Genomic DNA, 22,009 nt, shown 5'->3' on the forward strand with positions numbered 1-22,009 from the left:
TATGATTTGGACTGACGAGGGTTTCCGTGGTTTATTGATCTAAGGCATAATTGAACCGATTTTGATAACCTAGCCTAATATCTGTTAATCATTAAGAGTGTGTAGGCTGTTTACACCTACTGCATGATGTCTATTTACCCAAGGAAGTCGCATGTCGCAGAATCAATCCACATCAGAGCCTATTAGTGCAGCTGAGCATTCTGACAATCAGTCACACACTCGCCATTTTGATGTTGTTATTAATGGCGGCGGCATGGTGGGAGCTGCGGTTGCTGTTGGGCTTGGGCAGCTTGGATTATCGGTTGCTGTGATTGAAGCTCGGGCTCCACAAGCCTTTGATGTTAGCCAGCCTTTAGATGTTCGCGTATCGGCTATAAGTGTTGCATCAGCGCAGTTGCTGTCGCGCCTAGGGGTTATGGAGAATTTACTGACTTTACGCCATGTACCTTATACTGGGCTTGAAACATGGGAAATGGAAGGCTGTATCACCCAGTTTAGCGCTGAGCAAGTGGCTGAGCCATTGTTAGGTTACTTCTTTGAAAATCGATTAATTCAACTGGGTTTGTGGCAACAGATTGAAACTTTAACCAATGTTGAGCTTTTTTGCCCCGCTAAAGTGGATAAATTTGAACGCATAAAGCCGTTGGGTAAGGGGGAGTCGTTAGATGTTGCCCAAGATGCGATAACGATAGAACTTGATAATGGCAGCATATTGTCGACTCATCTTTTAGTCGGTGCTGATGGGGCTAACTCGCAAGTAAGGCAATGGGCCGGTATAGGCCTTACCGGTTGGGATTACTCGCAATCGGCTATGCTAATCAATATTGAAACTCAAACCCCGCAGCAGTTTGTGACATGGCAACAGTTTACGCCCCAAGGTCCACGAAGTTTATTGCCTTTACCGGGCAATAATGCGTCATTAGTCTGGTATGACTCGCCAGCACGCATAAAACAATTAATGCAGCTTAATGACGCCCAGCTAGCTGAGCAGATCAGAGAAAATTTTCCGTCGCGTCTAGACCCTCACTTTACTGTAAAAGCTAAAGGTAGTTTTCCGTTAACACGTCGTCATGCACAACGGTATTTTGAGTCTAACTTAGTGATACTGGGCGATGCTGCTCATACCATTAATCCCTTAGCGGGGCAGGGTGTCAATATCGGATTTAAAGACGTCGACATATTAATCACACAGGTAGCCAGTGCGATTGGTAATGGTGACGTGTGGTGGCATGACTGCGTGTTAAAACGTTATCAACAAGCCCGATATGTCGATAACCAGTTGATGATGACCGCAATGGATGCCTTTTATGCAGGATTTAGTAATGATATTTTACCCCTGAAAATCCTGCGAAATGGCATGTTGAAACTGGCTAATATCGACGGGCCTATTAAACAAAAGGTGCTCAAATATGCACTTGGCTTATAGTTGAAAATCTTAAGCTAAAATGGCTTTCGTTAATCGGTGTTTGTTGGTAGCCAAATTGAGTGTTAAAATGCCGCGTTTTAAAGCTGCAGTGCACTATGTGCTGTGGGTAATTCAAACAATATTTAGGTTGTCATGAGCCACATTAAACTGATAGTAGGGTTAGCTAACCCTGGTGCTGAGTATGCGCAAACTCGCCACAACGCTGGTGCCTGGTATGTCGAAGAGCTTGCACGCATTTTTAATGTGCCACTGGTACCAGAGAGTAAATATTTTGGATTCTCAGCTAGAGTGACTATCAATCACCGTGATGTGCGTTTATTAATTCCAACGACTTTTATGAATCTAAGTGGTAAATCTGTTGCTGCTTTAGCGAATTTTTTTCGTATTTTGCCTGAAGAGATTTTAGTTGCCCACGATGAGCTAGACATGCCACCCGGTGTTGCTAAATTTAAATTAGGCGGCGGACACGGTGGTCATAATGGTTTAAAGGACATTATTTCAAGTCTGGCTAACGATAAGGGTTTTTATCGTTTACGGATTGGTATCGGCCATCCTGGTGATAAAAATAAAGTCAGCGGTTATGTATTAGGCAAAGCCCCTGCAACCGAACAAGAATTGATTGTTGCGGCTATTGATGAAGCCGTACGCGCGACAGATATTTTATACAAAGAAGATATGGTGAAAGCCATGAACAGACTACATTCGTTTAAAGCTGAATAGCTTGGCGATACTATTTCGAACGTCATTATCATTAAGATAATTCTACATATAAAGGTATGAATATGGGTTTTAAATGCGGCATAGTGGGTTTGCCAAACGTCGGTAAGTCAACGCTGTTTAATGCACTAACACAAGCGGGTATTGAAGCGGCAAATTTTCCGTTTTGTACTATTGAGCCAAACACGGGCGTGGTACCGGTACCAGACGAACGTCTTGACGCGTTAGCTGCTATTGTTAAACCTCAACGTATTTTGCCTACTTCTATGGAGTTCGTCGATATCGCTGGCCTAGTTGCTGGTGCATCCAAAGGTGAAGGTTTAGGTAACAAGTTTTTAGCTAACATTCGTGAAACTGATGCAATTGGTCACGTAGTTCGTTGTTTTGAAGATCCGAACATTGTCCACGTAGCGAACAAAATTGACCCAGCTGGCGATATTGAAGTGATTAATACTGAGTTAGCTTTAGCAGACTTAGACGCATGTGAACGTGCTATTTTTCGTCAAGCCAAACGTGCTAAAGGCGGCGACGGTGATGCAAAATTTGAAGTAGCAGTGCTTGAAAAAATGCGTCCAGTGTTAAACGAAGGCCAAATGTTGCGTTCGTTGGCATTAACTAAAGAAGAGTTAGCAGCCGTTGCTTACCTTAACTTCTTAACCATTAAACCAACAATGTATATCGCTAACGTTGCTGACGATGGTTTTGAAAATAACCCGCATTTAGATGTCGTCCGTGCTATTGCAGCAACAGAGAATGCTATTGTTGTACCAGTATGTGCCGCTATTGAATCTGAATTAGCCGAAATGGAAGCTGATGACCGCGCAGAGTTTATGGCTGACCTTGGTTTAGAAGAGTCAGGTTTGGATCGCGTAATTCGTGCTGGTTACGAATTATTGAATCTACAAACCTACTTTACTGCGGGTGTAAAAGAAGTTCGTGCCTGGACAGTGCCTGTTGGGGCTACTGCACCACAAGCTGCTGGTGTCATTCACACCGATTTTGAACGTGGCTTTATTCGCGCGCAAGTTATGGCATATGATGACTTTATCACTTACAAAGGTGAAGCGGGCGCTAAAGATGCGGGTAAATTACGCGTAGAAGGTAAAACATACGTGGTTAAAGACGGCGATGTAATGCATTTCTTATTTAACGTGTAATATTGACTGTTTTAGGGTTAACGGTTGCATTTTTTAACATGGAGTTGGTAGGATTAATTGTCATAAAAGGATAATTATTATCAATCTAGGTAAAAATATCCGTTTACCTAAAATAGTAAGCCTGTATTAGTTTAGGTTGAAATCTGGGCGTGTGATGTAAATGACAGCATTTTAGGTCGCTAATTCGTTGGAAGATCATTCAGTTTGGTGAAGTAATAGCCGAATAAACAAGAATGATGAAATAAGCGAAAAAAAGCAGTTGACCTCGATACCTTGAATAAGCATAATACGCCCCGTTCCTCAGTAAGAGGGCGATGAAAAATGTAGTGGCAATATAGCTCAGCTGGTTAGAGCACAGCATTCATAATGCTGGGGTCGCAGGTTCAAGTCCCGCTATTGCTACCATCTTCACTTAATGTGAGTTCAAGATGTAAAACAAGAACAGTTGTGCGGGAATGGTGAAATTGGTAGACACGCCAGATTTAGGTTCTGGTGCCGCAAGGTGTGAGAGTTCAAGTCTCTCTTCCCGTACCATTTATTAGAGAAGCTGGCTTGTGCGGGTTTTTCAAAAGCGTTTCAGTTGGGGTATCGCCAAGTGGTAAGGCACCGGGTTTTGATCTCGGCATCCCCAGGTTCGAATCCTGGTACCCCAGCCATTTTATTGTAAGTGTAATGTTTTTAGTTTGACCATAGTCTTAAACAGATTATTGGGGTATCGCCAAGTGGTAAGGCACCGGGTTTTGATCTCGGCATCCCCAGGTTCGAATCCTGGTACCCCAGCCATTTTTAGTAATAAAAATGTGGCAATGTAGCTCAGCTGGTTAGAGCACAGCATTCATAATGCTGGGGTCGCAGGTTCAAGTCCCGCCATTGCTACCATATTTTTATATGGAATGGTTAGCTAGAGCAGTAAGTTAATTTCAAAAGTATACTCTAATATGAATTAGGGTATACTCGTAAAAAGTTTGATGCGGGAATGGTGAAATTGGTAGACACGCCAGATTTAGGTTCTGGTGCCGCAAGGTGTGAGAGTTCAAGTCTCTCTTCCCGTACCATCAAATTGTCTAAAGTAATTCATTCGTTATAAAAATATTGGGGTATCGCCAAGTGGTAAGGCACCGGGTTTTGATCTCGGCATCCCCAGGTTCGAATCCTGGTACCCCAGCCATATAAAAACCTGTCTTTATGACAGGTTTTTGCGTTTTTGCATCATTATAATAATAGACCATGTTTGAAGTGCATATCAGCTAAACTGACATTGATATGAGACCCCTTACATTAGTGTTCATTACCTTCCTAGCAATTCAAATAGCATTAATATAACACTGTCTAGATAAGCTAAATTGTTATTGCTATCATGCACTATTACTTTTCGGGACATTCAGGATATTGATGAATATTGAAATAAAAGATATCACCATTCAAGAGGTCAGTTGCTCAAACTGCCAAGCTTGTTGTTGCCGATTAGAAGTGATGATCATTTCAGACACTGGAGTGCCAAAAAAACATATCGCTTTCGATAAGTGGGGTGGCGAAACCATGTTGCGCTTAAATGATGGCTGGTGCTCAGCATTAGATAGAGAAACCATGATGTGCACGATTTATGAAAATCGTCCCTGGATTTGCCGTGAATTTGAGATGGGTTCATATGAGTGTGTCACTCAAAGGGCCGAGGTAAGTTAATCTTCACTTATCTGCCAGTATCGAGATAAAAAAATGCCGCTAATAAATGTTAGCGGCATTGTCGTTTCTAATGGGGTTTAGTTTAAACCACGGCGCTTAAGTAACCCATCAGTAGTAGGAGCTTGTCCTCTGAAGGATTGGTATGCATCCATTGGCGGGACGCTATTACCTACCTCGATAATAGCCTTACGATACTTCATGCCTATTTCACGGTTAAGGCCGCCTTGAGTTTGTACATAAGCAAAGGCATCAGCGGCTAAGATTTCACTCCACATATAAGCATAGTAACTGGCAGAATAGCCACCAGGGAATGAATGTGCAAAGAAGCTTGATTTATAACGTGGTGGGACCGCAGCAATATCAACACCATGCTTTTTGAGTGCGGCGGCTTCAAAGGTGGCGACATCTTGCAGTGGCGCATCAGCAGGTAGTGAATGCCATTCTAAATCCACTAGTGCTGCGGCCATGTATTCCAATGTGTCGAATCCCTGGTTAAAGCTACGTGCGTTAAGTAACTTTTGCAGTAGGGCTTCTGGGATCACTTCGCCGGTTTGGTAATGTTTAGCATAATTGGCTAACACTTCAGGATGTGCAGCCCAGTCTTCTTCAAATGTTGATGGAAACTCAACAAAATCTCGTGATACTGAGGTGCCTGCTAAGCTCGGGTATTTCACCTTTGAGAACATGCCATGGGTGCCATGGCCCATTTCATGGAACATAGTCGTTACTTCATCGTAGCTAACAAACGTTGGCTCACCGTCTGGTGCTTTTCTAATGTTCATCACATTAACGACCACAGGCTTGGTCTCAAGTAAAGTTGATTGGCCGACGAATGAGCTCATCCATGCTCCACCACTTTTGCCTTCACGGGTAAAATAGTCTGCATAAAAGATAGCGATTGAACTACCATCGGCATCAAACATTTCATAGGCTTTGACATCTTCATGATATACAGGTAAATCTGGACGTGGCTTTAAGGTCACACCATAAAGTTTTTCAAGGGTGAAAAACACCCCATCTTGTAACACGCGTTCAAATTCGAAATACGGTTTAATAGCTGCTGAATCTAAATCAAATTTCTCCTGGCGAACCTTTTCTGCGTAAAACTCCCAGTCCCAGGGTGCTAGGATAAAGTCACCACCGGTTTTGTTGATCATAGCTTGAATATCGGCAGCTTCTTTTTCAGTATTAGCGATAACGGCAGGTACCATAGAGCCAAACATGCTGTATACCGCTTCAGGTGTTTCTGCCATTTGCGACGATAATTGATAATCTGCCCAACTTTTAAAACCTAATAACGCAGCTCGCTCGGCACGCAGCTGTGCTAAACGTGAAACTAACGATGCGGTTTCATTTTCTCCACTTAGCCCACGATTAGCTGATGCCAACCAGATACGCTGACGTAGTTCACGGTTTTCAAGTTTGGCTAGAACAGGTTGGCGTGTAGTGTTAGTGATGTTGACTAAGTATTTGCCCGCATGACCTTGAGCCTCTGCGTCCATTTGTGCTGCTCGAATACTGCTGTCCGATAACCCAGCTAACTCATCAACAGAATCAACCACTACCGCACTTTGTTTTGTTAGTGTCAGTAACCGTTGGCTAAACTCATTCGTTAAGTTTGATTGCTCTTCGTTTAATAAACGGATTTTTGCTTTTTGTTGGTCGGTTAACTTGGCACCAGCAAGCACAAAACGCTGATGATACACCTCAATTAAGCGCACCTCTTCGGCGGTTAAGTTGAGTGCATCACGTTGCTGGTAAAGGCTGTCAATACGTGAAAAAAGAGCACTATTCAGATGAATGTTATCTGAGTGTGCAGCCATAACAGGCGCCATTTCGCCTTTAATTTTAAGTAAGGTTGGATTGGTATTGGAGCCGGTTAAATTGTAGAAAATTTGCGAAGTACGAGTCAGTAATTCGCCACTGGTTTCTAATGCGACAATAGTATTGCTAAAGCTTGGTGCTTCACTATTGTTGGCAATATTAATAACCTGCTGATAATGCTCTTTAATGCCTTGCTCTAAAGCAGGCTGGAAATGGGCATCTTTGATAATACTAAAGTCAGGTGCTTGATATTGTAAAGCACTTGGGCTTAACAAGGGGTTTTGTATTTGTACATTTTTAGCGGTAGATACTTGAGTTGTTGATGAATCATGAGTGATTGAACAAGCTGTTGCCATTAAAGATGCTGCTATTGATACTGCCAGTAATGCCTTGCGCATATAAGTAAACCTTCAATAAATGATACCTATTATTTTTGTGCTGACAAGGTAACAAGCCTATCTTAAAAGCATCTTAATCTGACGGGATTAGCTATAATTGCATTTTTACCGCATAAAAAAATGCCGTCTGTAATAATACAAACGGCATTAATAATACGGTATCAGTAAATGTTTACTGAATGTCGTGCTTAGTGACGGAACATTGCTGAGATAGACTCTTCGTTGCTTACACGACGAATTGCTTCAGCGAGTACTGCTGACATTGTTAACTGAGTGACTTTAGCAACCTTAAGCATTTCAGCACTTAAAGGTACGGTGTCAGTTACAATTACTTCATCAATCACTGAGTTCGCAATGTTTTCTGCAGCATTACCAGAGAAGACAGGGTGAGTTGCATAAGCAAACACGCGATTAGCGCCGTGCTCTTTTAATGCTTCAGCTGCTTTACATAGGGTGCCACCAGTGTCAATCATGTCATCAACGATAATACAATCACGGCCTTGAACATCACCAATAATATGCATAACTTGTGCAACGTTGGCTTGTGGGCGGCGTTTATCAATAATGGCTAAATCTGAATCATCCAGTAATTTAGCAACTGCACGGGCGCGAACTACACCACCGATATCAGGAGAAACAACTACTGGATTATCTAATTTTTTCGCTAACATATCTTCAAGTAACACAGGGCTACCGAAGACGTTATCTACAGGCACGTCGAAGAAACCTTGTATTTGTTCAGCGTGTAAGTCGCAGGTTAATACGCGGTCTACACCAACACTTGATAAAAAGTCTGCAACTACCTTAGCGGTAATAGGGACACGAGCACTGCGAACACGACGGTCTTGACGCGCATAACCAAAGTAAGGAATTACAGCGGTAATACGGCCTGCAGAAGCACGACGTAGTGCATCAACCATCACGATTAATTCCATCAGGTTATCGTTGGTTGGCGCACAGGTAGATTGGATGATAAACACATCCGCACCACGTACGTTTTCGTTAATTTGAACACTGATTTCACCGTCGCTGAAACGGCCTACAACTGCGTCGCCAAGTTTACAAAATAAACGGTCTGCAATCTTGATGGCTAGATTTGGGGTAGCGTTACCAGCAAAGAGCTTAATGTCGGGCACTTTATGAACCTCAGGTGTTTGCATTAAAATTAGTGGCTAAATCAATTTTACGTGTTAGCACTCAAAATTGACTCAGAAGAATATTGTTCGAACTCATCTAAGCGCACTAGTAGCGGCGAAGTATTAAGCCCTTTTGCAACAAAACCTTTCATATTAGCAGGAAGTTGCGCTAAGACATCAAGAGCTTGTTGCGAACGCTCGAATTCCCCAAACACACATGCGCCTGTTCCGGTCATTCTCGACGGCGCATATTCTACCAGCCAGCTTAAGGCATTGGCAACTTCGGGGTGTTGTTTGATTACTAGATTTTGACAATCATTGCTCCACTCGTTGGACATTAATGTGTCCAGTTCTAGCTTGGGAGTGCTTCGGAGCAAGTCAGGGTGTTGAAATACACTGCGAGTACAAACGTGGACATCAGGAGTGATAACGAGATACCAATATTCTGTAGGGTATACCGGCTGAAGTTGCTCGCCTACACCCTCTGCAAATGCAGCTAAGCCATTAATAAACACCGGAACATCGGCGCCTAGCGCTAATCCAATCTCAGCTAGTTTACTCATTGAAAGGTTCGTTTTCCACAGGGCATTTAACGCCACCAAAGTTGTTGCTGCATCAGATGAACCTCCACCTAAACCGCCGCCCATAGGGAGTAATTTGTCTAACCAAATATGCGCGCCACCGTGATAATTAGTGTATTTTTTTAAAGATTTTGCTGCCTTAAGAATTAAGTTATCGCTGTCGGGGACAGAATCCGAGATATTTGAATGAAGATGGAGCTCAGGCGTTTCTGTGACATGAAAATCAAGGTAATCGCAATGATCTATAAATTGAAATAGGGTTTGCAGCTCATGGTAACCGTCTTCACGTTGGCCAGTAACATGTAAAAATAAATTTAACTTGGCAGGAGCTGGCCAGCTTTTAGAGGTCGAGTGATTAGGCTTCAATTTATTATCCTATTATTAAGTAGCGTTTATTTTGGCGTCAATGCCTGCCATAAATTGGTCTGAATTCTTATTTGTACATCCTTACGGACAATTTTTAACTGCTTAGGCACCAAAACACCGCTTTGTTGTTGCCAGTTAACAAAACTGACTTGCCAGTCTGCCTCATTATCTGGACTGGTAAATTGGTGCACCTGACCAGAAGAATTATAGCTGATAACTTTATCATTGCTGCCAATTTGCCCTGTAAGCCATAAAGGTATATCAGCAAATGGAATCGTTATCCCACTCACACCTTCTAGTAATGCTTGCGGGTTATTGTCGTGGTAGGCTTTTCCGTCGACTTCTAATGTTGCAAGACCCTGATCATTTTTCAGGGTGAGCACATTGGTGCCCAGCGGAGTGGTTAGGCGTAACTCATTTCCATTAAGGTGATGAAACCAATATAAATTAGTACTAAACTTATCTGTTGATGACTTAAAAGCAATTTTGCCCTGTAGCTCCCAATTATCGGCGTCTTTGACATGGGTGACTTCAATTGGCTGATACTCTTGTGTGGGCAATGAGGTACAAGCACTCAAAAATAGTATCGATGCGGTAATAACCAAAAAGTGAGCTTTAAAAAAACGTTGCAAAAGTAACTCGTGTACTAAGAAGTGATTCCTCTATAATACTGGGCATTGGCATTGTTGTAAAAATGCTTTTGTGATTAAGGTTTGTTAATCGGTCATTTGAAAGAAAAATTAGACATATATTCGGTTTTGTTAACCCTACAGTGTTTTTAATTAGCCTGATTCAGTAGAATAGCCTAATTAACGATACCGAGAAAAACTTAGAACGAGTCAGATGAGCCTAGTAGCAATCGGGATAAACCATAAAACCGCCACAGTAGATCTACGTGAAAAAGTCGCTTTTTCACCAGATAAAATACATGATGCGATGAAAAGTTTGGCAAGTCGCACCACCACAGGCGAAGCTGTGATTGTGTCTACCTGTAATCGAACAGAACTTTATTGTAATAATGGCAGTGAAGCGGACATTATAGAATGGCTGCAGGATTATCATGGTTTAAAGCATGAAGACTTAATGCCATGCATCTATGTATATCGCGATCAAGTCGCAGTGAAGCATTTAATGAGGGTGTCGTCAGGGCTTGATTCATTGGTATTGGGTGAGCCACAAATTCTTGGTCAGGTAAAACAAGCCTTTGTGAAGGCTAAAGAGGCTGGTACAACAGCGATAACCATCGACCGTTTATTTCAAAATACTTTCTCTGTTGCTAAAAAAGTGCGCACCGAAACCGAAATCGGCGCCGCAGCTGTGTCAGTCGCTTTTGCTGCTGTGAGTATGGCTAAACACATTTTCTCAAGTTTAAGTCGTACCAAAGTCTTGCTTATTGGCGCCGGTGAAACTATTGAACTGGTCGCCAAACATTTAAAAGATAATAATGTAGAATCAATTATTGTCGCCAATCGCACTATTGAACGTGCACAAGCCATGTGTGAAGAGTTCAACGCGACAGCAATTACCTTGCAGCAAATACCTGATTACCTTGCTAAGGCTGATATCGTGATATCATCCACAGCTAGCCCTTTGCCTATTTTGGGTAAAGGTATGGTCGAAAAAGCACTCAAACAACGTCGTCATCAACCTATGTTGCTCGTCGATATTGCAGTGCCCAGAGATATTGAAGCGGAAGTCGGTGAGTTAGACGACGCTTTCCTTTATACTGTGGACGATTTACATAGTATCATTGAACAGAACATGGCTTCCCGTATGGAAGCCGCCGAACAAGCTGAATTAATAACTGAAGAACAATCTCATATTTTTATGGAATGGGTACGTTCTTTAGAGTCTGTTGACAGTATTCGTGAGTATCGCAGCCAAAGTGTGGCAATTAAAGATGAATTAGTCGAACGTGCCTTGAACAAATTGGCTCAAGGTGGCGATGGCGAGCAAGTGTTATTGGAATTAGCAAATAGACTAACCAATCGCCTTATTCATGCCCCCACACAAGCATTAACGGTCGCAAGCCGTCAGGGCGATTTGAATACGTTGGGACAATTAAGAATAGCGCTCGGACTCGATAAAAATTAAGGTTAGCGAGCTAAATGAAACAATCCGTTATCCGCAAGCTTGAAGGCTTGCTTGAGCGAAATGAAGAAGTATTGGCATTATTATCAGATCCTGGTGTAATTTCCAATCAAGAGCGTTTTCGCGCATTGTCAAAAGAATATTCTCAACTTGAAGATGTCGTCAAAGGGTTTAAAGAGTTTCAACAAGCGCAAGACAATCTAGCGTCAGCGAAAGAAATGCTTGAAGAAGACGACGCAGAAATGCGTGAAATGGCCCAAGAAGAAATGAAAGCGGCTAAAAATGAATTAGCCCGTTTAGAAGATGAACTTCAAATTCTATTACTGCCTAAAGATCCCAATGACGATACCAACGCATTTATGGAAATTCGTGCCGGTGCGGGCGGTGATGAAGCGGCTATTTTTGCGGGTGATTTGTACCGTATGTACAGCCGTTTTGCGGAAGCAAACCGCTGGCAGATGGAAATCATGAACGTCAATGAAGGCGAACATGGTGGCTTTAAAGAAATTATTGTTAAAGTCAGTGGTGAAAGTGTTTACGGAAAATTGAAATATGAATCGGGTGGACACCGTGTACAACGTGTACCTGAAACTGAATCTCAAGGCCGAGTCCACACCTCAGCATGTACTGTGGTTGTGATGCATGAAGTGCCCGAAGCTGAAGCGATTTCAATTAACTCTGCTGATTTGAAAGTGGATACTTTCCGCGCATCTGGTGCAGGTGGTCAGCACGTTAACAAAACCGACTCAGCTATTCGAATTACCCATATTCCCAGCGGTATTATTGTCGAGTGTCAGGATCAACGTTCACAACACAAAAACCGTGCCCAAGCGATGAGTGTTCTGGCTGCACGTATTCAAGCTGTGGAAGATGAAAAACGTCGTAGCGAAGAAGAAACAACTCGCCGTAGTCTTGTGGCAAGTGGTGATCGCTCTGAACGTATTCGTACCTATAATTACCCACAAGGGCGAGTCAGTGATCATCGTATCAACCTGACACTTTATCGTTTAGGTGAAATAATGGAAGGTGATCTCAATGCACTACTTGATCCTATTATGCTAGAACACCAAGCGGATTTACTTGCGGCCTTATCAGGCGATTAAGGAGCAACCTTGCCCCAGTCATCGTATTCAACAATAGTTGAAGCCCAGCAATGGGCTTTTTCACAATTGGCATCAACCTCGGACTCTGCCCATGTAGATGCAGAGGCTCTGCTTATTCATTGTCTCAATAAAACACGTAGTTTTTTATATACCTGGCCTGAGCGCACACTGACCGTTGAGCAGTTTAAAAACTTTCAGCAGATGGTTAAAAAGCGTCAGCAAGGCATGCCAGTTGCGCATATTATTGGTGAGCGAGAATTTTGGTCATTACCTTTTATTGTTAATGATTCAACGCTTATTCCACGCCCAGATACTGAAATATTAGTTGAAACCGCCTTAAATTTAGACATTCGATTTAATGCTAGGGTGTTGGACTTAGGCACTGGGACTGGCGCGATAGCCTTATCGATTGCCCATGAAAGACCTAAATGGCGGATAACCGCAATTGATAAAGTGCCTGAAGCAGTCGCCTTAGCGAAAGCTAATCGCGCAAACTTACAGCTTGAACACGTTGAAATATTGCAGTCAGACTGGTTTAGCGCGGTTAAAGATCGTGATTTTGATTTAATTGTCTCTAATCCCCCGTACATTGCCGAGCAAGACGAACATTTAAGTATTGGCGATGTTCGATTTGAGCCACAAAGTGCATTGACTGCTGCTGATGAAGGTTACGCTGATATTTACCATATAGCAGACAAGGCTCGTGAGCATCTGCTGCCTGGTGGCTTTTTATTACTTGAACATGGCTATCAACAAGCTATCAGAGTAAGAGAGAAAATGATCGACTTAGGTTACAAAGATGTCGCCACGGTAAGAGATTTTGGCAGTAACGATCGCTGTACCATAGGGACCTGGACAGAGTAGTCATTACATTGATGCTATTGGAAAGCGGCTAGTTTATCGAGTAGACTAGCCGCTATTTTATTTATGCCCAACTGAGAACAACAATAATGGAAACATTTTACAGTTTATATCCAGCGGTAAAACATACTCATTTAATGTTTATTGCTTTAAGCGTCTCGTTTTTTGTGTTGCGTTTTGTATTGCACCTACGCCAATCACCGCTTATGGACAGAAAATTCCTTAAAGTGGCACCCCATGTCGTTGATACTTTTTTATTAGCGTCAGGGATCACCCTTTGTTTCATGATCAACCAATATCCATTCGTGGATCCGTGGATGACGGAAAAAATTATCTGTGTTGTGGCATATATTGCATTAGGGATCATGGCGCTTAAATCAAGCCGTAATAAACTGTTTAAGTTTTTCGCCTTCCTCGGCGCAATCGGTTGGTTAGTGTTAGCAGCCAAACTGGCTCATTTCAAACAAGTCGTATTAATGGGTTAATTGATTTTTAATGGCAAAACTTCAACTTGATGATGCAGTTTCTATCCCTGAAACTGCATTTGAATTATCGGAACATTTAGGTTTTTCTCGTGCCCAGCCAGCTTTATGGGCTTGGTATGAAATAGCAGGCGCAGTACTGAGCCATTATGTGGTTGATCAAGAAGCACGGCTGCAAAGGCTACTTAACTGGTTTTATAATGATTTAGGCTTTCAAGCACGTGAAGATTACTTCAGCGTAGAGGCGGCTGACCTTTGTTATTGTGTATTAAAACGCCAGGGTAATAGTACAACTCTTGCGACATTACTCGTGTTGTTAGCTAAGCAATTGGATTTACCGCTTGAGGCGGTATTATTACCCGGGCAAACGGTTTTACGTAGTTTATTGAATGATAAAATCAGTTACTTTGATCCATTAACGGGTAAAGAGTTAAGCCGACATCAATTACATTCATTAGTGCGAGGCGAGTTAGGTAATGCCGCTAAGTTAAAACCAAGCCATATTAAGCCTGCATCTTTAAAACGTTTAATCAGTCGAATGTTGCATGAGCTAAAAGCGGGTTGTATTGTGAGCCAGAAGTTTGAGCAGGCAATGGAATGTTGTAATTTACTGTTGCAATGGCATCCTGATGATGTGCACCTAAATCGTGAACGTGCTTTTATTGCGCAGCAATTAGGTTGCATTAAAGTGGCGATGTCTGACTTACAGCACTTTATTGATAATAGCCCACATGATCCTGTGATTGAGTTGGTTAAAATGCAGTTAAAAGAGCTAAGTCAACATTCACAAACTTATCATTAATATATCAGGCTCATCTGAGCCTGATTATTGATACAAAGAAAAAATAAGCGCCTAAGAAAATTTACCAAGTTCGTACAATAAACAATAAATAAAAACAATAAATAAAAACAAGAAAATAACCATAAGCGAATTTCGCTTTCTATACTGCATTTGCAAGGGAGAAAACTGCATGACGACGTCGGCACTGGTCACAAATGACGCCACCGCACTGGGTTTACTAGCCGCTATTCTCGGGTTTGTATTTTATACCAGTTCATCGCCACATCCATTTTGGCAAAAATTCTATAAGTTTATTCCTGCACTTTTATTATGTTACTTCTTACCCTCATTGCTGAATACGTTTGGGGTGGTCGACGGTCACACCTCTCAATTATATTATGTTGCATCACGTTATTTATTGCCGGCGTGTTTAGTTTTACTCATTTTAAGTGTCGATTTAAAAGCTATTTTAGGCTTGGGTCCTAAAGCGGTTATCATGTTTTTAACCGGCACTGTGGGTATTGTTATAGGAGGCCCTATTTCGTTATTGCTGGTTTCATTTATCGACCCAACACTTATCGGTAATAACGGCCCTGATGCGGTTTGGCGTGGTATGACAACCCTTGCTGGTAGCTGGATTGGCGGCGGTGCAAACCAGGCCGCGATGAAAGAGATTTATAGTGTAGGCGGGGAAATTTTCTCTGTAATGGTCACTGTCGACGTTATCGTCGCCAATATTTGGATGGCAGTGTTATTATTTATGGCCTCTAAAGCCAAAGAAATCGATGCCAGAACCGGTGCAGACACCCGTGCAATTGAAGTATTAAAAGCTAAAGTTGAAAAGTATCAAGCTGAAAACGCACGTATTCCGAACCAGCGTGATTTAATGATGATAGTTGCAGTCGGTTTTGGTGTTACCGGTTTTGCGCATTTGGCCGCAGATTTTCTCGGGCCATTTTTTGAAACCAATTATCCTTGGACAGCCGATTACAGTTTAACCTCTAAGTTTTTCTGGTTGGTTGTTATTGTTACCACAATTGGCCTAGCGATGTCATTTAGCCCAGTCAGGCATTTAGAAGCCGCGGGCGCATCGAAAGTAGCTACCGCTTTTTTATACATATTAGTGGCAACCATTGGCTTGCACATGGATGTCACCAAAATTATGGACACCCCGATTTACTTTTTAGTCGGGATTGTTTGGATGTTAGTTCATGCAGGCTTTATGCTGTTAGTGGCTAAATTAATTAAAGCGCCGTTGTTTTATATGGCGGTGGGCAGTCAAGCCAACGTTGGCGGTGCAGCTTCTGCTCCTGTGGTTGCAGCAGCATTTCATCCTTCACTGGCTCCTGTAGGTGTTTTACTGGCAGTATTAGGTTATGCATTAGGTACTTACATGGCGTGGCTATGTGGTCAGTTTTTACTAATTATTGGCGCGTAAGCGTTAAGAAGGTCAAATGAATCAAAAAATCATTGAATTAGCTAATGGCACTGAAGTGGCCAACGACAAACCATTTGTGTTATTTGGTGGTATGAATGTACTTGAATCGCGTGATTTAGCGATGTCGATAGCTGAACATTATGTCGAAGTAACCCAAAAGTTGGGTATTCCTTATGTGTTTAAAGCCTCTTTTGATAAAGCTAACCGTTCATCAGTGCATTCATATCGCGGTCCGGGTATGGAAGAGGGTTTGAAGATTTTTGAAGAAATCAAAAAAACCTTTAATGTGCCAATTATTACTGATGTTCATGAAATCTACCAATGTAAGCCTGTAGCTGAAGTGGTTGACGTGATCCAATTACCTGCGTTTTTGGCTCGTCAAACAGACTTAGTTGTCGCAATGGCTGAAACCGGCGCTATCATTAATGTGAAAAAACCGCAGTTTCTTGCGCCGCATGAAATGCGTCATATTGTGAAAAAGTTTAATGAAGCGGGCAATGACAACATTTTATTATGTGAGCGCGGCAGTTGTTTTGGCTATAACAACCTCGTTGTCGATATGCTGGGTATGGATGAAATGAAGCAATCTGGCTACCCAGTTATTTTTGATGCCACCCATGCTTTGCAACGTCCTGGTGGGCGCAGTGATTCTGCAGGTGGACGCCGTGCACAGGCAACTGAACTCGCAAGAAGTGGTATGGCATTAGGCATTGCGGGTTTATTTATTGAAGCGCATCCTGATCCAGATAATGCCATGTGTGATGGCCCGTGTGCTTTACCATTACATCAATTAGAAAATTATTTGAAACAAATCAAAGCGGTTGATGATCTCGTTAAATCGTTTGAATATATAGATACCAGTAAGTAGTACATTAAAAACAGCCCTGTTTATCAGGGCTTTTTTATGGCTGCTTAATCGACTTTCATACGACTTTTTATGGGGAAAGTAAGCATGTGGATTGCCTTTACTGTTCTTGCTGCATTTATGCAAGCGTGGCGCAATGCTTTTCAAAGTCAGTTAAGTCAAGACGTTAACATTGCCGGTGTCACGTTAGCGCGATTTATTTGGGCAGGGCCTATCGCGTTAGTGTATTTATTGAGTTTGTATCAATGGCAACCGACTCATATCCCAGATTTTAATGTTAATTTTATCCAATTTGTCGTCGGTGCATCCTTGATGCAAATCTTGGCCACAGGGTTAATGGTAAAGTTATTTAAAATGCAAAATTTTGCCGTTGGAGCTGGACTGGCAAAAAGTGAAGCTTTAGTTGCAGCTATTCTGGGGGTATTTTTTTTCGGTACTAAGTTAAGTTTATTGGGCTGGTTAGGTGTCATGATTGGCGGGGTTGCCATCATGCTATTAAGTGCCAAACAAGGCTTTAAACAGTTGTCGATAAAAACGGTTTTACTTGGGCTAGCTTGCGGCAGTGCGTTTGCATTAACTTCACTTTGGGTGAGAGAGGCGAGTTTACAGCTTGATGCGCCATTCCCCCACGGCGCAGCCTGGGTACTATTAGCCGTTATCAGTCTACAAACTTTTTTATTAGTGAGTTATTTACTTAGCTATGATAAAGCAACCTTAGCCGATTTATTTAAGCGACCTAAGCTCACGCTACTTATCAGTGTTACCAGCTGTATAGGCTCAATCGGTTGGTTTACGGCTATGTCTTTACAGGCAGTGCCCTATGTTAAAACATTAGGCCAAATAGAAGTGTTTTTTATGATGATCATTGCCAGTTTTTGGCTTAAACAAAAGGTCAAAATAAACGACATGTTAGGGCTACTACTCATTGCTATTGCAGCCGTGTTAGTGATGTGGAGTTAGCTTGATTATGTGGCGCTTGTTTTGGCTAAGTGGCATTTGACCGATTAGCAATTTCTAAGGCTTTAATGCTTTGCTGATTATTAACGTTAGCGGGCACGGCAATCTGATGTTGTGCTGCGCGCTCAACCACATAACCACTGATATAATCTATTTCAGTTTTTCGCTGCTGCAGAATATCTTGATACATAGATGAGATGTTATTGGCCGTTAGCGTAATGACTTTGTAGACCATCTCTATACTGGCGGGTAGCGATAACGATATACCATCAGCTTTAGCTACCTCGATACACTCTTTCACAATCATATTAATGTGCTTGGCAAAGCGATCTTCTGCCAACTGACCATTTTTGCATGCAAATATTGCCGTAAGTGGATTAATGGCGCAATTTATAATTAACTTTTGCCATAATGCGGTAATGATCTCGGTGTGCCATAACAGCTCAGGTATTGCCTGCGATAAGCAGTCTATAAGCGAGTTCGCTAATTTTTGCCCGGTGTAATGACCGATAGTTGTTTGGCCATTGCCTGTATGGGTAACCTGCCATTGAGCGTTTCTTAAAGCACCTTGCGATGTTGTGGCTAAACTTAGGCCCATTTTAGGGTAACCACAAAGATGCTTAGCGGCATTTAAGTGTGTACCCATTCCATTATGAAGCAGAATAATATGACAATGACAGGCAAGCTTAGGTAATAAGTCGCAAAGAAGATTATTGACCTGATAGGCTTTAACGCAAATGATAACAAGATCTAGTTCAGTTAATTCTGAGCTATTTTGTCCAAGTACAGTAACAGTGCGATTTAGGCGTGATTGGGAGAGATCGGTAAATTGAAGTGTGTTCGAATGAGAGCTTGGCTCTCGACCAATTAAATAAACGGCAGTACTAGTTTGCGAATTCGCTTGTGTGGCGATTAAATTGAACATTAATTGGCCGATAGCACCAGCACCTATCACACCAATTTTTTGTGTCGTCATCACAAGCACTCGTTAATTAAGGTTTAGCGCCTTTATGTTGCAGTTTTTTATACTGTAAAAAGCTGAAATGAAGCAAATAGAACAATGCAATACCGACAAAGTCTGCAATTACGTCGCCTATTGATGCGCTTCGGTAAGGAAGCCTTGATTGAACTAATTCAATTAATACCGCATAACTGGCTAATACACCAAACAAGTAATACCATTTGGGTTTAAAGGCATAATGGGCAAGAAAAGCGAGACCAAAAAAACTGCCTAAATGACCGACTTTATCCATATGCTGAAAGGACTGCGAATAGTTCGGTTTAGAAAATACTAAGTAGCTTGTTACTACAACAGCTATTAATAATGCCAGTTTAAAAGCATTTCGATAATTGATCACAAGTGTTACATCTGCCTTGAGGCTTATCTAAATTTGCCCCATGATAAGAAAACTACCGATTAAAGTCATCTATATTCCACTGTTATATCGCCAAAACTGCACATTTTGCGTTAAAATAGCCCAAATACCTCAAGCTTTATTAAAGGATCCCCATGCCATCAATGGATATCGTGTCAGAAGTTGACGAAGAAGAACTACGTAACGCGGTAGAAAACTCTCGCCGCGAAGTATCAGGACGTTTTGACTTACGTGGAAAAGAGATTGATATTGATTTGAAAGACAATGTCGTTACCTTAAAGTCAGAAGATGATTTTATCTGTAAGCAGCTAGTCGATATATTACGGATGCAGCTGAGTAAACGAAACGTTGATCCTTCATCAATGGAAGTTGACGATAAATCGGTTCATAGCGGTAAAACCTTCAGCTTAAAGGTCAATTTTAAACAAGGCATAGATTCATTAGTGGCTAAAAAATTAGTCAAAGCCATTAAAGATAGCAAGCTTAAAGTCCAAGCTGCGATTCAGGGTGACTCAGTGCGAATTACCGGTAAAAAGCGTGATGACCTGCAAGCTGTTATGCGCCTAGCCAGAGAGTCGGAACTTGGCCAACCATTCCAGTTCAATAACTTCAGAGATTAATTCTGGATGTTATTAAAAAAACCGACATTTATGTCGGTTTTTTATTGGCAATAAAGATTAATGCGGATCAGTTGGTGTTTGTTCATCTTCAATTGCTTGGCGAGCATTCGCCCTATTAAGCAATACGATTAACAACAACACCGGGAAACCAATCAGGCTTGCGGCAATAAAAAAGTTAACGTAGCCGAAAGCATTGACATATTCACCTGAAAACCCTGCGATAAATTTAGGGAATAAGATCATAATTGAAGACAGTAATGCATATTGGGTTGCACTATAACCGCTGCTAGTTAAGTTAGACAAATACGCGATAAAGGCCGCGGTAGCAATACCTGCGCTGAAGTTGTCGATAGAAATCGCGAAGGTTAAAAATGACACGTTATAACCAATATAGGCCTGCCAAGCAAACAGCAAGTTAGTCACCGCAACTAAGAGTGCGCCTAAAAATAGAATACGCATGGTGCCATATTTCATCACCAGAATACCGCCAGCACCTGCGCCGACTAAGGTCATAATTAAGCCGTAAACCTTGCTTAAAAACGCTATTTCTTCTTTGCTAAATCCCATGTCAACATAAAATACGTTGGCCATCACGCCCATCACAATGTCGGAAATTCGGTAACAGGAAATCAGCAATAAGATTAAAATTGCAGTTTTGCCATATCGTTTGAAAAAATCAGTAAAGGGCAGCACACTTGCGCTGTAGATCCATGCGAACGCTTTAGCTACGATATTTGGATAGCGTTTGGCAAAATGCTGCTGTAGCAGGCGCTCTTGTTCATCGGCCTCTTTAGTGTCTACCTGTGGTTCTTTGGCAAATAATGCAGTAATAAGCCCTACACTCATCATTAAGGCCATAATAAAGTAAGCTGTTTGCCAAGATTCAAGACTATAGCCTTGGCTGTCTGGTGACACCCAGGCGGCAATGGTTAATGCCCCCGCGGTAGAGACTATCATGGCACTGCGATAACCAATTTGATAAGCCGCGGCTAATGCGGCTTGCATTTTCTCTGAGGCGGATTCAATTCTAAATGCATCAATAACAATATCTTGGGTAGCAGAAGCAAAAGCTAAAAGCAGGGCGCAAATAGCTAAGCGTTCAAGATCTTCAATAGGATCACTTGTCGACATGCCAATAATAGCGCCAATTAAGCACAATTGAGCGAAGATCATCCAGCCTCTTCTGCGGCCAAAAAAAGCGGTAAATAGGGGCAAAGACAGTCGATCAACTAACGGAGACCAGGCCCATTTAAAGGCATATGTGAGTGCTATCCAACTAAAGTAACCAATGGCAGCACGATCAACCCCAGCTTCTCGTAACCAAAAACTTAAGGTTGAAAATACCAGCATTAAAGGCAAACCTGCGGAGAATCCGAGAAATAATAGGATCAGTACCCGTTTGTGATAATAAACGGAAAAAAGGTCTCGACAACGGCTTAATATATCTGACATGGATGCTGGATTAATGAGGCGATGGGGCTAGCTTACGGGCTGGACTGAAATGGTTCAAGCCATTGATTATTAAATTAGCTTAAATCAATGGCTCGACTGCTGGAATTAACCATAAATATTCAATTGCATGATTAAGGTCTAACACCGATGCAACTTTGAGGTAAGGTGCCACCAATATTAATATAGTCACAACATTCATTGACTTGGCTGCGCAAGAACTGATCGCCCCGCAGTGCCCAATCTGGCCATTTATCAAAGCAGTGTAATAGATGCCAAAACACTTTTTCAGTGTCCGTTTGTGGGCATTCCACTGCAGGTGTTATTTCTGTTAAATGTTGCCACTCCTCAAGTACATCCCACATATAGAGTTGAATTTCTTTGTATTCGAGTTGGTTACTTAAAAAAGCTTTTCCATAATATGCCAGTTGGGGAGCTTTGGTTTCAATAAAATCGTTAGCTGTCATAAAACGTCCTTGAAAATGAATGCATAAAGAAACAGCATTTGGAGTATGTTTTAGAGTATAGACGTAAAGCTCTAAAACGGTAGTTAGGTACAGCAGAATTAATGTTTGTTAAAAAAAGATTATTTATGATTTATTTTAATATGTTGCAGTAAATGGTGTTGGTTTAGTCTGTTTATTTCAACAAATAAAACTGAAGTGTGGCTTAATTTGGTCGATATCGCGCTTTATAAA

Annotated in this window: 21 protein-coding genes and 7 tRNA genes; 20 read left to right on the forward strand and 8 right to left on the reverse strand. The window is 41.8% G+C overall.

The window, feature by feature from the left end; genetic code table 11:
• Positions 1–151 precede the first annotated feature (151 nt).
• From FJ709_RS04235 to FJ709_RS04285, 11 genes are all read left to right on the forward strand, one after another.
• On the forward strand, positions 152–1,426 hold the full coding sequence (locus FJ709_RS04235; protein ID WP_226413745.1) for an FAD-dependent monooxygenase: 1,275 nt from the start codon (positions 152–154) through the stop codon (positions 1,424–1,426).
• 132 nt (positions 1,427–1,558) lie between these two features.
• Positions 1,559–2,146: an aminoacyl-tRNA hydrolase gene (pth, locus tag FJ709_RS04240; RefSeq protein WP_226413747.1), complete on the forward strand. Its 588-nt coding sequence runs from the start codon at positions 1,559–1,561 to the stop codon at positions 2,144–2,146.
• Between the two features lie 62 nt (positions 2,147–2,208).
• Positions 2,209–3,300 (forward strand): redox-regulated ATPase YchF, encoded by a 1,092-nt coding sequence (gene ychF, locus FJ709_RS04245; protein ID WP_226413749.1) that lies wholly within the window; start codon positions 2,209–2,211, stop codon positions 3,298–3,300.
• Between the two features lie 328 nt (positions 3,301–3,628).
• A tRNA-Met gene (locus tag FJ709_RS04250) sits at positions 3,629–3,705 on the forward strand.
• Between the two features lie 44 nt (positions 3,706–3,749).
• A tRNA-Leu gene (locus tag FJ709_RS04255) sits at positions 3,750–3,834 on the forward strand.
• A 47-nt stretch (positions 3,835–3,881) separates the two neighbouring features.
• Positions 3,882–3,956 (forward strand) — tRNA-Gln (locus FJ709_RS04260).
• A gap of 52 nt (positions 3,957–4,008) precedes the next feature.
• A tRNA-Gln gene (locus FJ709_RS04265) sits at positions 4,009–4,083 on the forward strand.
• A 19-nt stretch (positions 4,084–4,102) separates the two neighbouring features.
• Positions 4,103–4,179, forward strand: a tRNA-Met gene (locus FJ709_RS04270).
• Between the two features lie 91 nt (positions 4,180–4,270).
• Positions 4,271–4,355 (forward strand) — tRNA-Leu (locus FJ709_RS04275).
• Positions 4,356–4,393: 38 nt separating this feature from the next.
• A tRNA-Gln gene (locus FJ709_RS04280) sits at positions 4,394–4,468 on the forward strand.
• A 224-nt stretch (positions 4,469–4,692) separates the two neighbouring features.
• On the forward strand, positions 4,693–4,983 hold the full coding sequence (locus FJ709_RS04285; protein WP_226413751.1) for a YkgJ family cysteine cluster protein: 291 nt from the start codon (positions 4,693–4,695) through the stop codon (positions 4,981–4,983).
• Between the two features lie 77 nt (positions 4,984–5,060).
• Here FJ709_RS04285 and FJ709_RS04290 read toward each other — a convergent pair whose 3' ends face one another.
• The 4 genes from FJ709_RS04290 to lolB form a co-directional block, all read right to left on the reverse strand.
• Positions 5,061–7,205, reverse strand: a complete 2,145-nt coding sequence (locus FJ709_RS04290; protein WP_226413753.1) for a M3 family metallopeptidase — start codon at positions 7,203–7,205, stop codon at positions 5,061–5,063.
• 188 nt (positions 7,206–7,393) lie between these two features.
• Entirely contained in the window at positions 7,394–8,341 is a 948-nt protein-coding gene (locus FJ709_RS04295; protein WP_226415846.1) for a ribose-phosphate pyrophosphokinase, read from the reverse strand.
• A 47-nt stretch (positions 8,342–8,388) separates the two neighbouring features.
• Positions 8,389–9,288 (reverse strand): 4-(cytidine 5'-diphospho)-2-C-methyl-D-erythritol kinase, encoded by a 900-nt coding sequence (ispE, locus tag FJ709_RS04300; protein WP_226413755.1) that lies wholly within the window; start codon positions 9,286–9,288, stop codon positions 8,389–8,391.
• 26 nt (positions 9,289–9,314) lie between these two features.
• Positions 9,315–9,920 (reverse strand): lipoprotein insertase outer membrane protein LolB, encoded by a 606-nt coding sequence (lolB, locus tag FJ709_RS04305; protein ID WP_226413757.1) that lies wholly within the window; start codon positions 9,918–9,920, stop codon positions 9,315–9,317.
• A 211-nt stretch (positions 9,921–10,131) separates the two neighbouring features.
• Here lolB and hemA point away from each other — a divergent pair, with 211 nt between their 5' ends.
• The 8 genes from hemA (at position 10,132) to FJ709_RS04345 (ending at position 17,869) form a co-directional block, all read left to right on the forward strand.
• On the forward strand, positions 10,132–11,382 hold the full coding sequence (gene hemA / locus FJ709_RS04310) for a glutamyl-tRNA reductase (protein ID WP_226413759.1): 1,251 nt from the start codon (positions 10,132–10,134) through the stop codon (positions 11,380–11,382).
• Positions 11,383–11,396: 14 nt separating this feature from the next.
• The gene (gene prfA, locus FJ709_RS04315; RefSeq protein WP_226413761.1) at positions 11,397–12,482 is read left to right on the forward strand and encodes a peptide chain release factor 1; all 1,086 of its coding nucleotides are present in this window, start codon (positions 11,397–11,399) and stop codon (positions 12,480–12,482) included.
• A gap of 9 nt (positions 12,483–12,491) precedes the next feature.
• Positions 12,492–13,346 (forward strand): peptide chain release factor N(5)-glutamine methyltransferase, encoded by an 855-nt coding sequence (prmC, locus tag FJ709_RS04320; protein WP_226413763.1) that lies wholly within the window; start codon positions 12,492–12,494, stop codon positions 13,344–13,346.
• An 86-nt stretch (positions 13,347–13,432) separates the two neighbouring features.
• A complete protein-coding gene (locus FJ709_RS04325) occupies positions 13,433–13,828 on the forward strand; it encodes a SirB2 family protein (RefSeq protein ID WP_226413765.1) in 396 nt (131 codons plus the stop codon).
• A gap of 10 nt (positions 13,829–13,838) precedes the next feature.
• Complete coding sequence (locus tag FJ709_RS04330; protein WP_226413767.1) at positions 13,839–14,627, forward strand: transglutaminase family protein; 789 nt, start codon at positions 13,839–13,841, stop codon at positions 14,625–14,627.
• A gap of 169 nt (positions 14,628–14,796) precedes the next feature.
• Entirely contained in the window at positions 14,797–16,044 is a 1,248-nt protein-coding gene (locus FJ709_RS04335; RefSeq protein WP_226413769.1) for a DUF819 family protein, read from the forward strand.
• Between the two features lie 16 nt (positions 16,045–16,060).
• On the forward strand, positions 16,061–16,912 hold the full coding sequence (gene kdsA, locus FJ709_RS04340) for a 3-deoxy-8-phosphooctulonate synthase (RefSeq protein WP_226413771.1): 852 nt from the start codon (positions 16,061–16,063) through the stop codon (positions 16,910–16,912).
• Positions 16,913–16,996: 84 nt separating this feature from the next.
• Positions 16,997–17,869 carry a DMT family transporter gene (locus FJ709_RS04345; RefSeq protein ID WP_226413773.1) on the forward strand — a complete coding sequence of 291 codons (873 nt, stop codon included), beginning with the start codon at positions 16,997–16,999 and terminating at the stop codon, positions 17,867–17,869.
• 25 nt (positions 17,870–17,894) lie between these two features.
• Here FJ709_RS04345 and FJ709_RS04350 read toward each other — a convergent pair whose 3' ends face one another.
• A complete protein-coding gene (locus FJ709_RS04350; RefSeq protein WP_226413775.1) occupies positions 17,895–18,842 on the reverse strand; it encodes a ketopantoate reductase family protein in 948 nt (315 codons plus the stop codon).
• 16 nt (positions 18,843–18,858) lie between these two features.
• Positions 18,859–19,224 (reverse strand): VanZ family protein, encoded by a 366-nt coding sequence (locus FJ709_RS04355; RefSeq protein WP_226413777.1) that lies wholly within the window; start codon positions 19,222–19,224, stop codon positions 18,859–18,861.
• 152 nt (positions 19,225–19,376) lie between these two features.
• Between FJ709_RS04355 and FJ709_RS04360 the strand changes: the two genes are divergently transcribed.
• Complete coding sequence (locus tag FJ709_RS04360) at positions 19,377–19,862, forward strand: YajQ family cyclic di-GMP-binding protein (RefSeq protein WP_226413779.1); 486 nt, start codon at positions 19,377–19,379, stop codon at positions 19,860–19,862.
• Between the two features lie 57 nt (positions 19,863–19,919).
• Here FJ709_RS04360 and FJ709_RS04365 read toward each other — a convergent pair whose 3' ends face one another.
• Positions 19,920–21,314, reverse strand: a complete 1,395-nt coding sequence (locus FJ709_RS04365) for an AmpG family muropeptide MFS transporter (RefSeq protein WP_226413781.1) — start codon at positions 21,312–21,314, stop codon at positions 19,920–19,922.
• A 131-nt stretch (positions 21,315–21,445) separates the two neighbouring features.
• Positions 21,446–21,778: a hypothetical protein gene (locus FJ709_RS04370; RefSeq protein ID WP_226413784.1), complete on the reverse strand. Its 333-nt coding sequence runs from the start codon at positions 21,776–21,778 to the stop codon at positions 21,446–21,448.
• Positions 21,779–22,009 lie beyond the last annotated feature (231 nt).

This window comes from Shewanella glacialimarina (assembly GCF_020511155.1).
Classification (GTDB): Bacteria; Pseudomonadota; Gammaproteobacteria; order Enterobacterales; family Shewanellaceae; genus Shewanella; species Shewanella glacialimarina.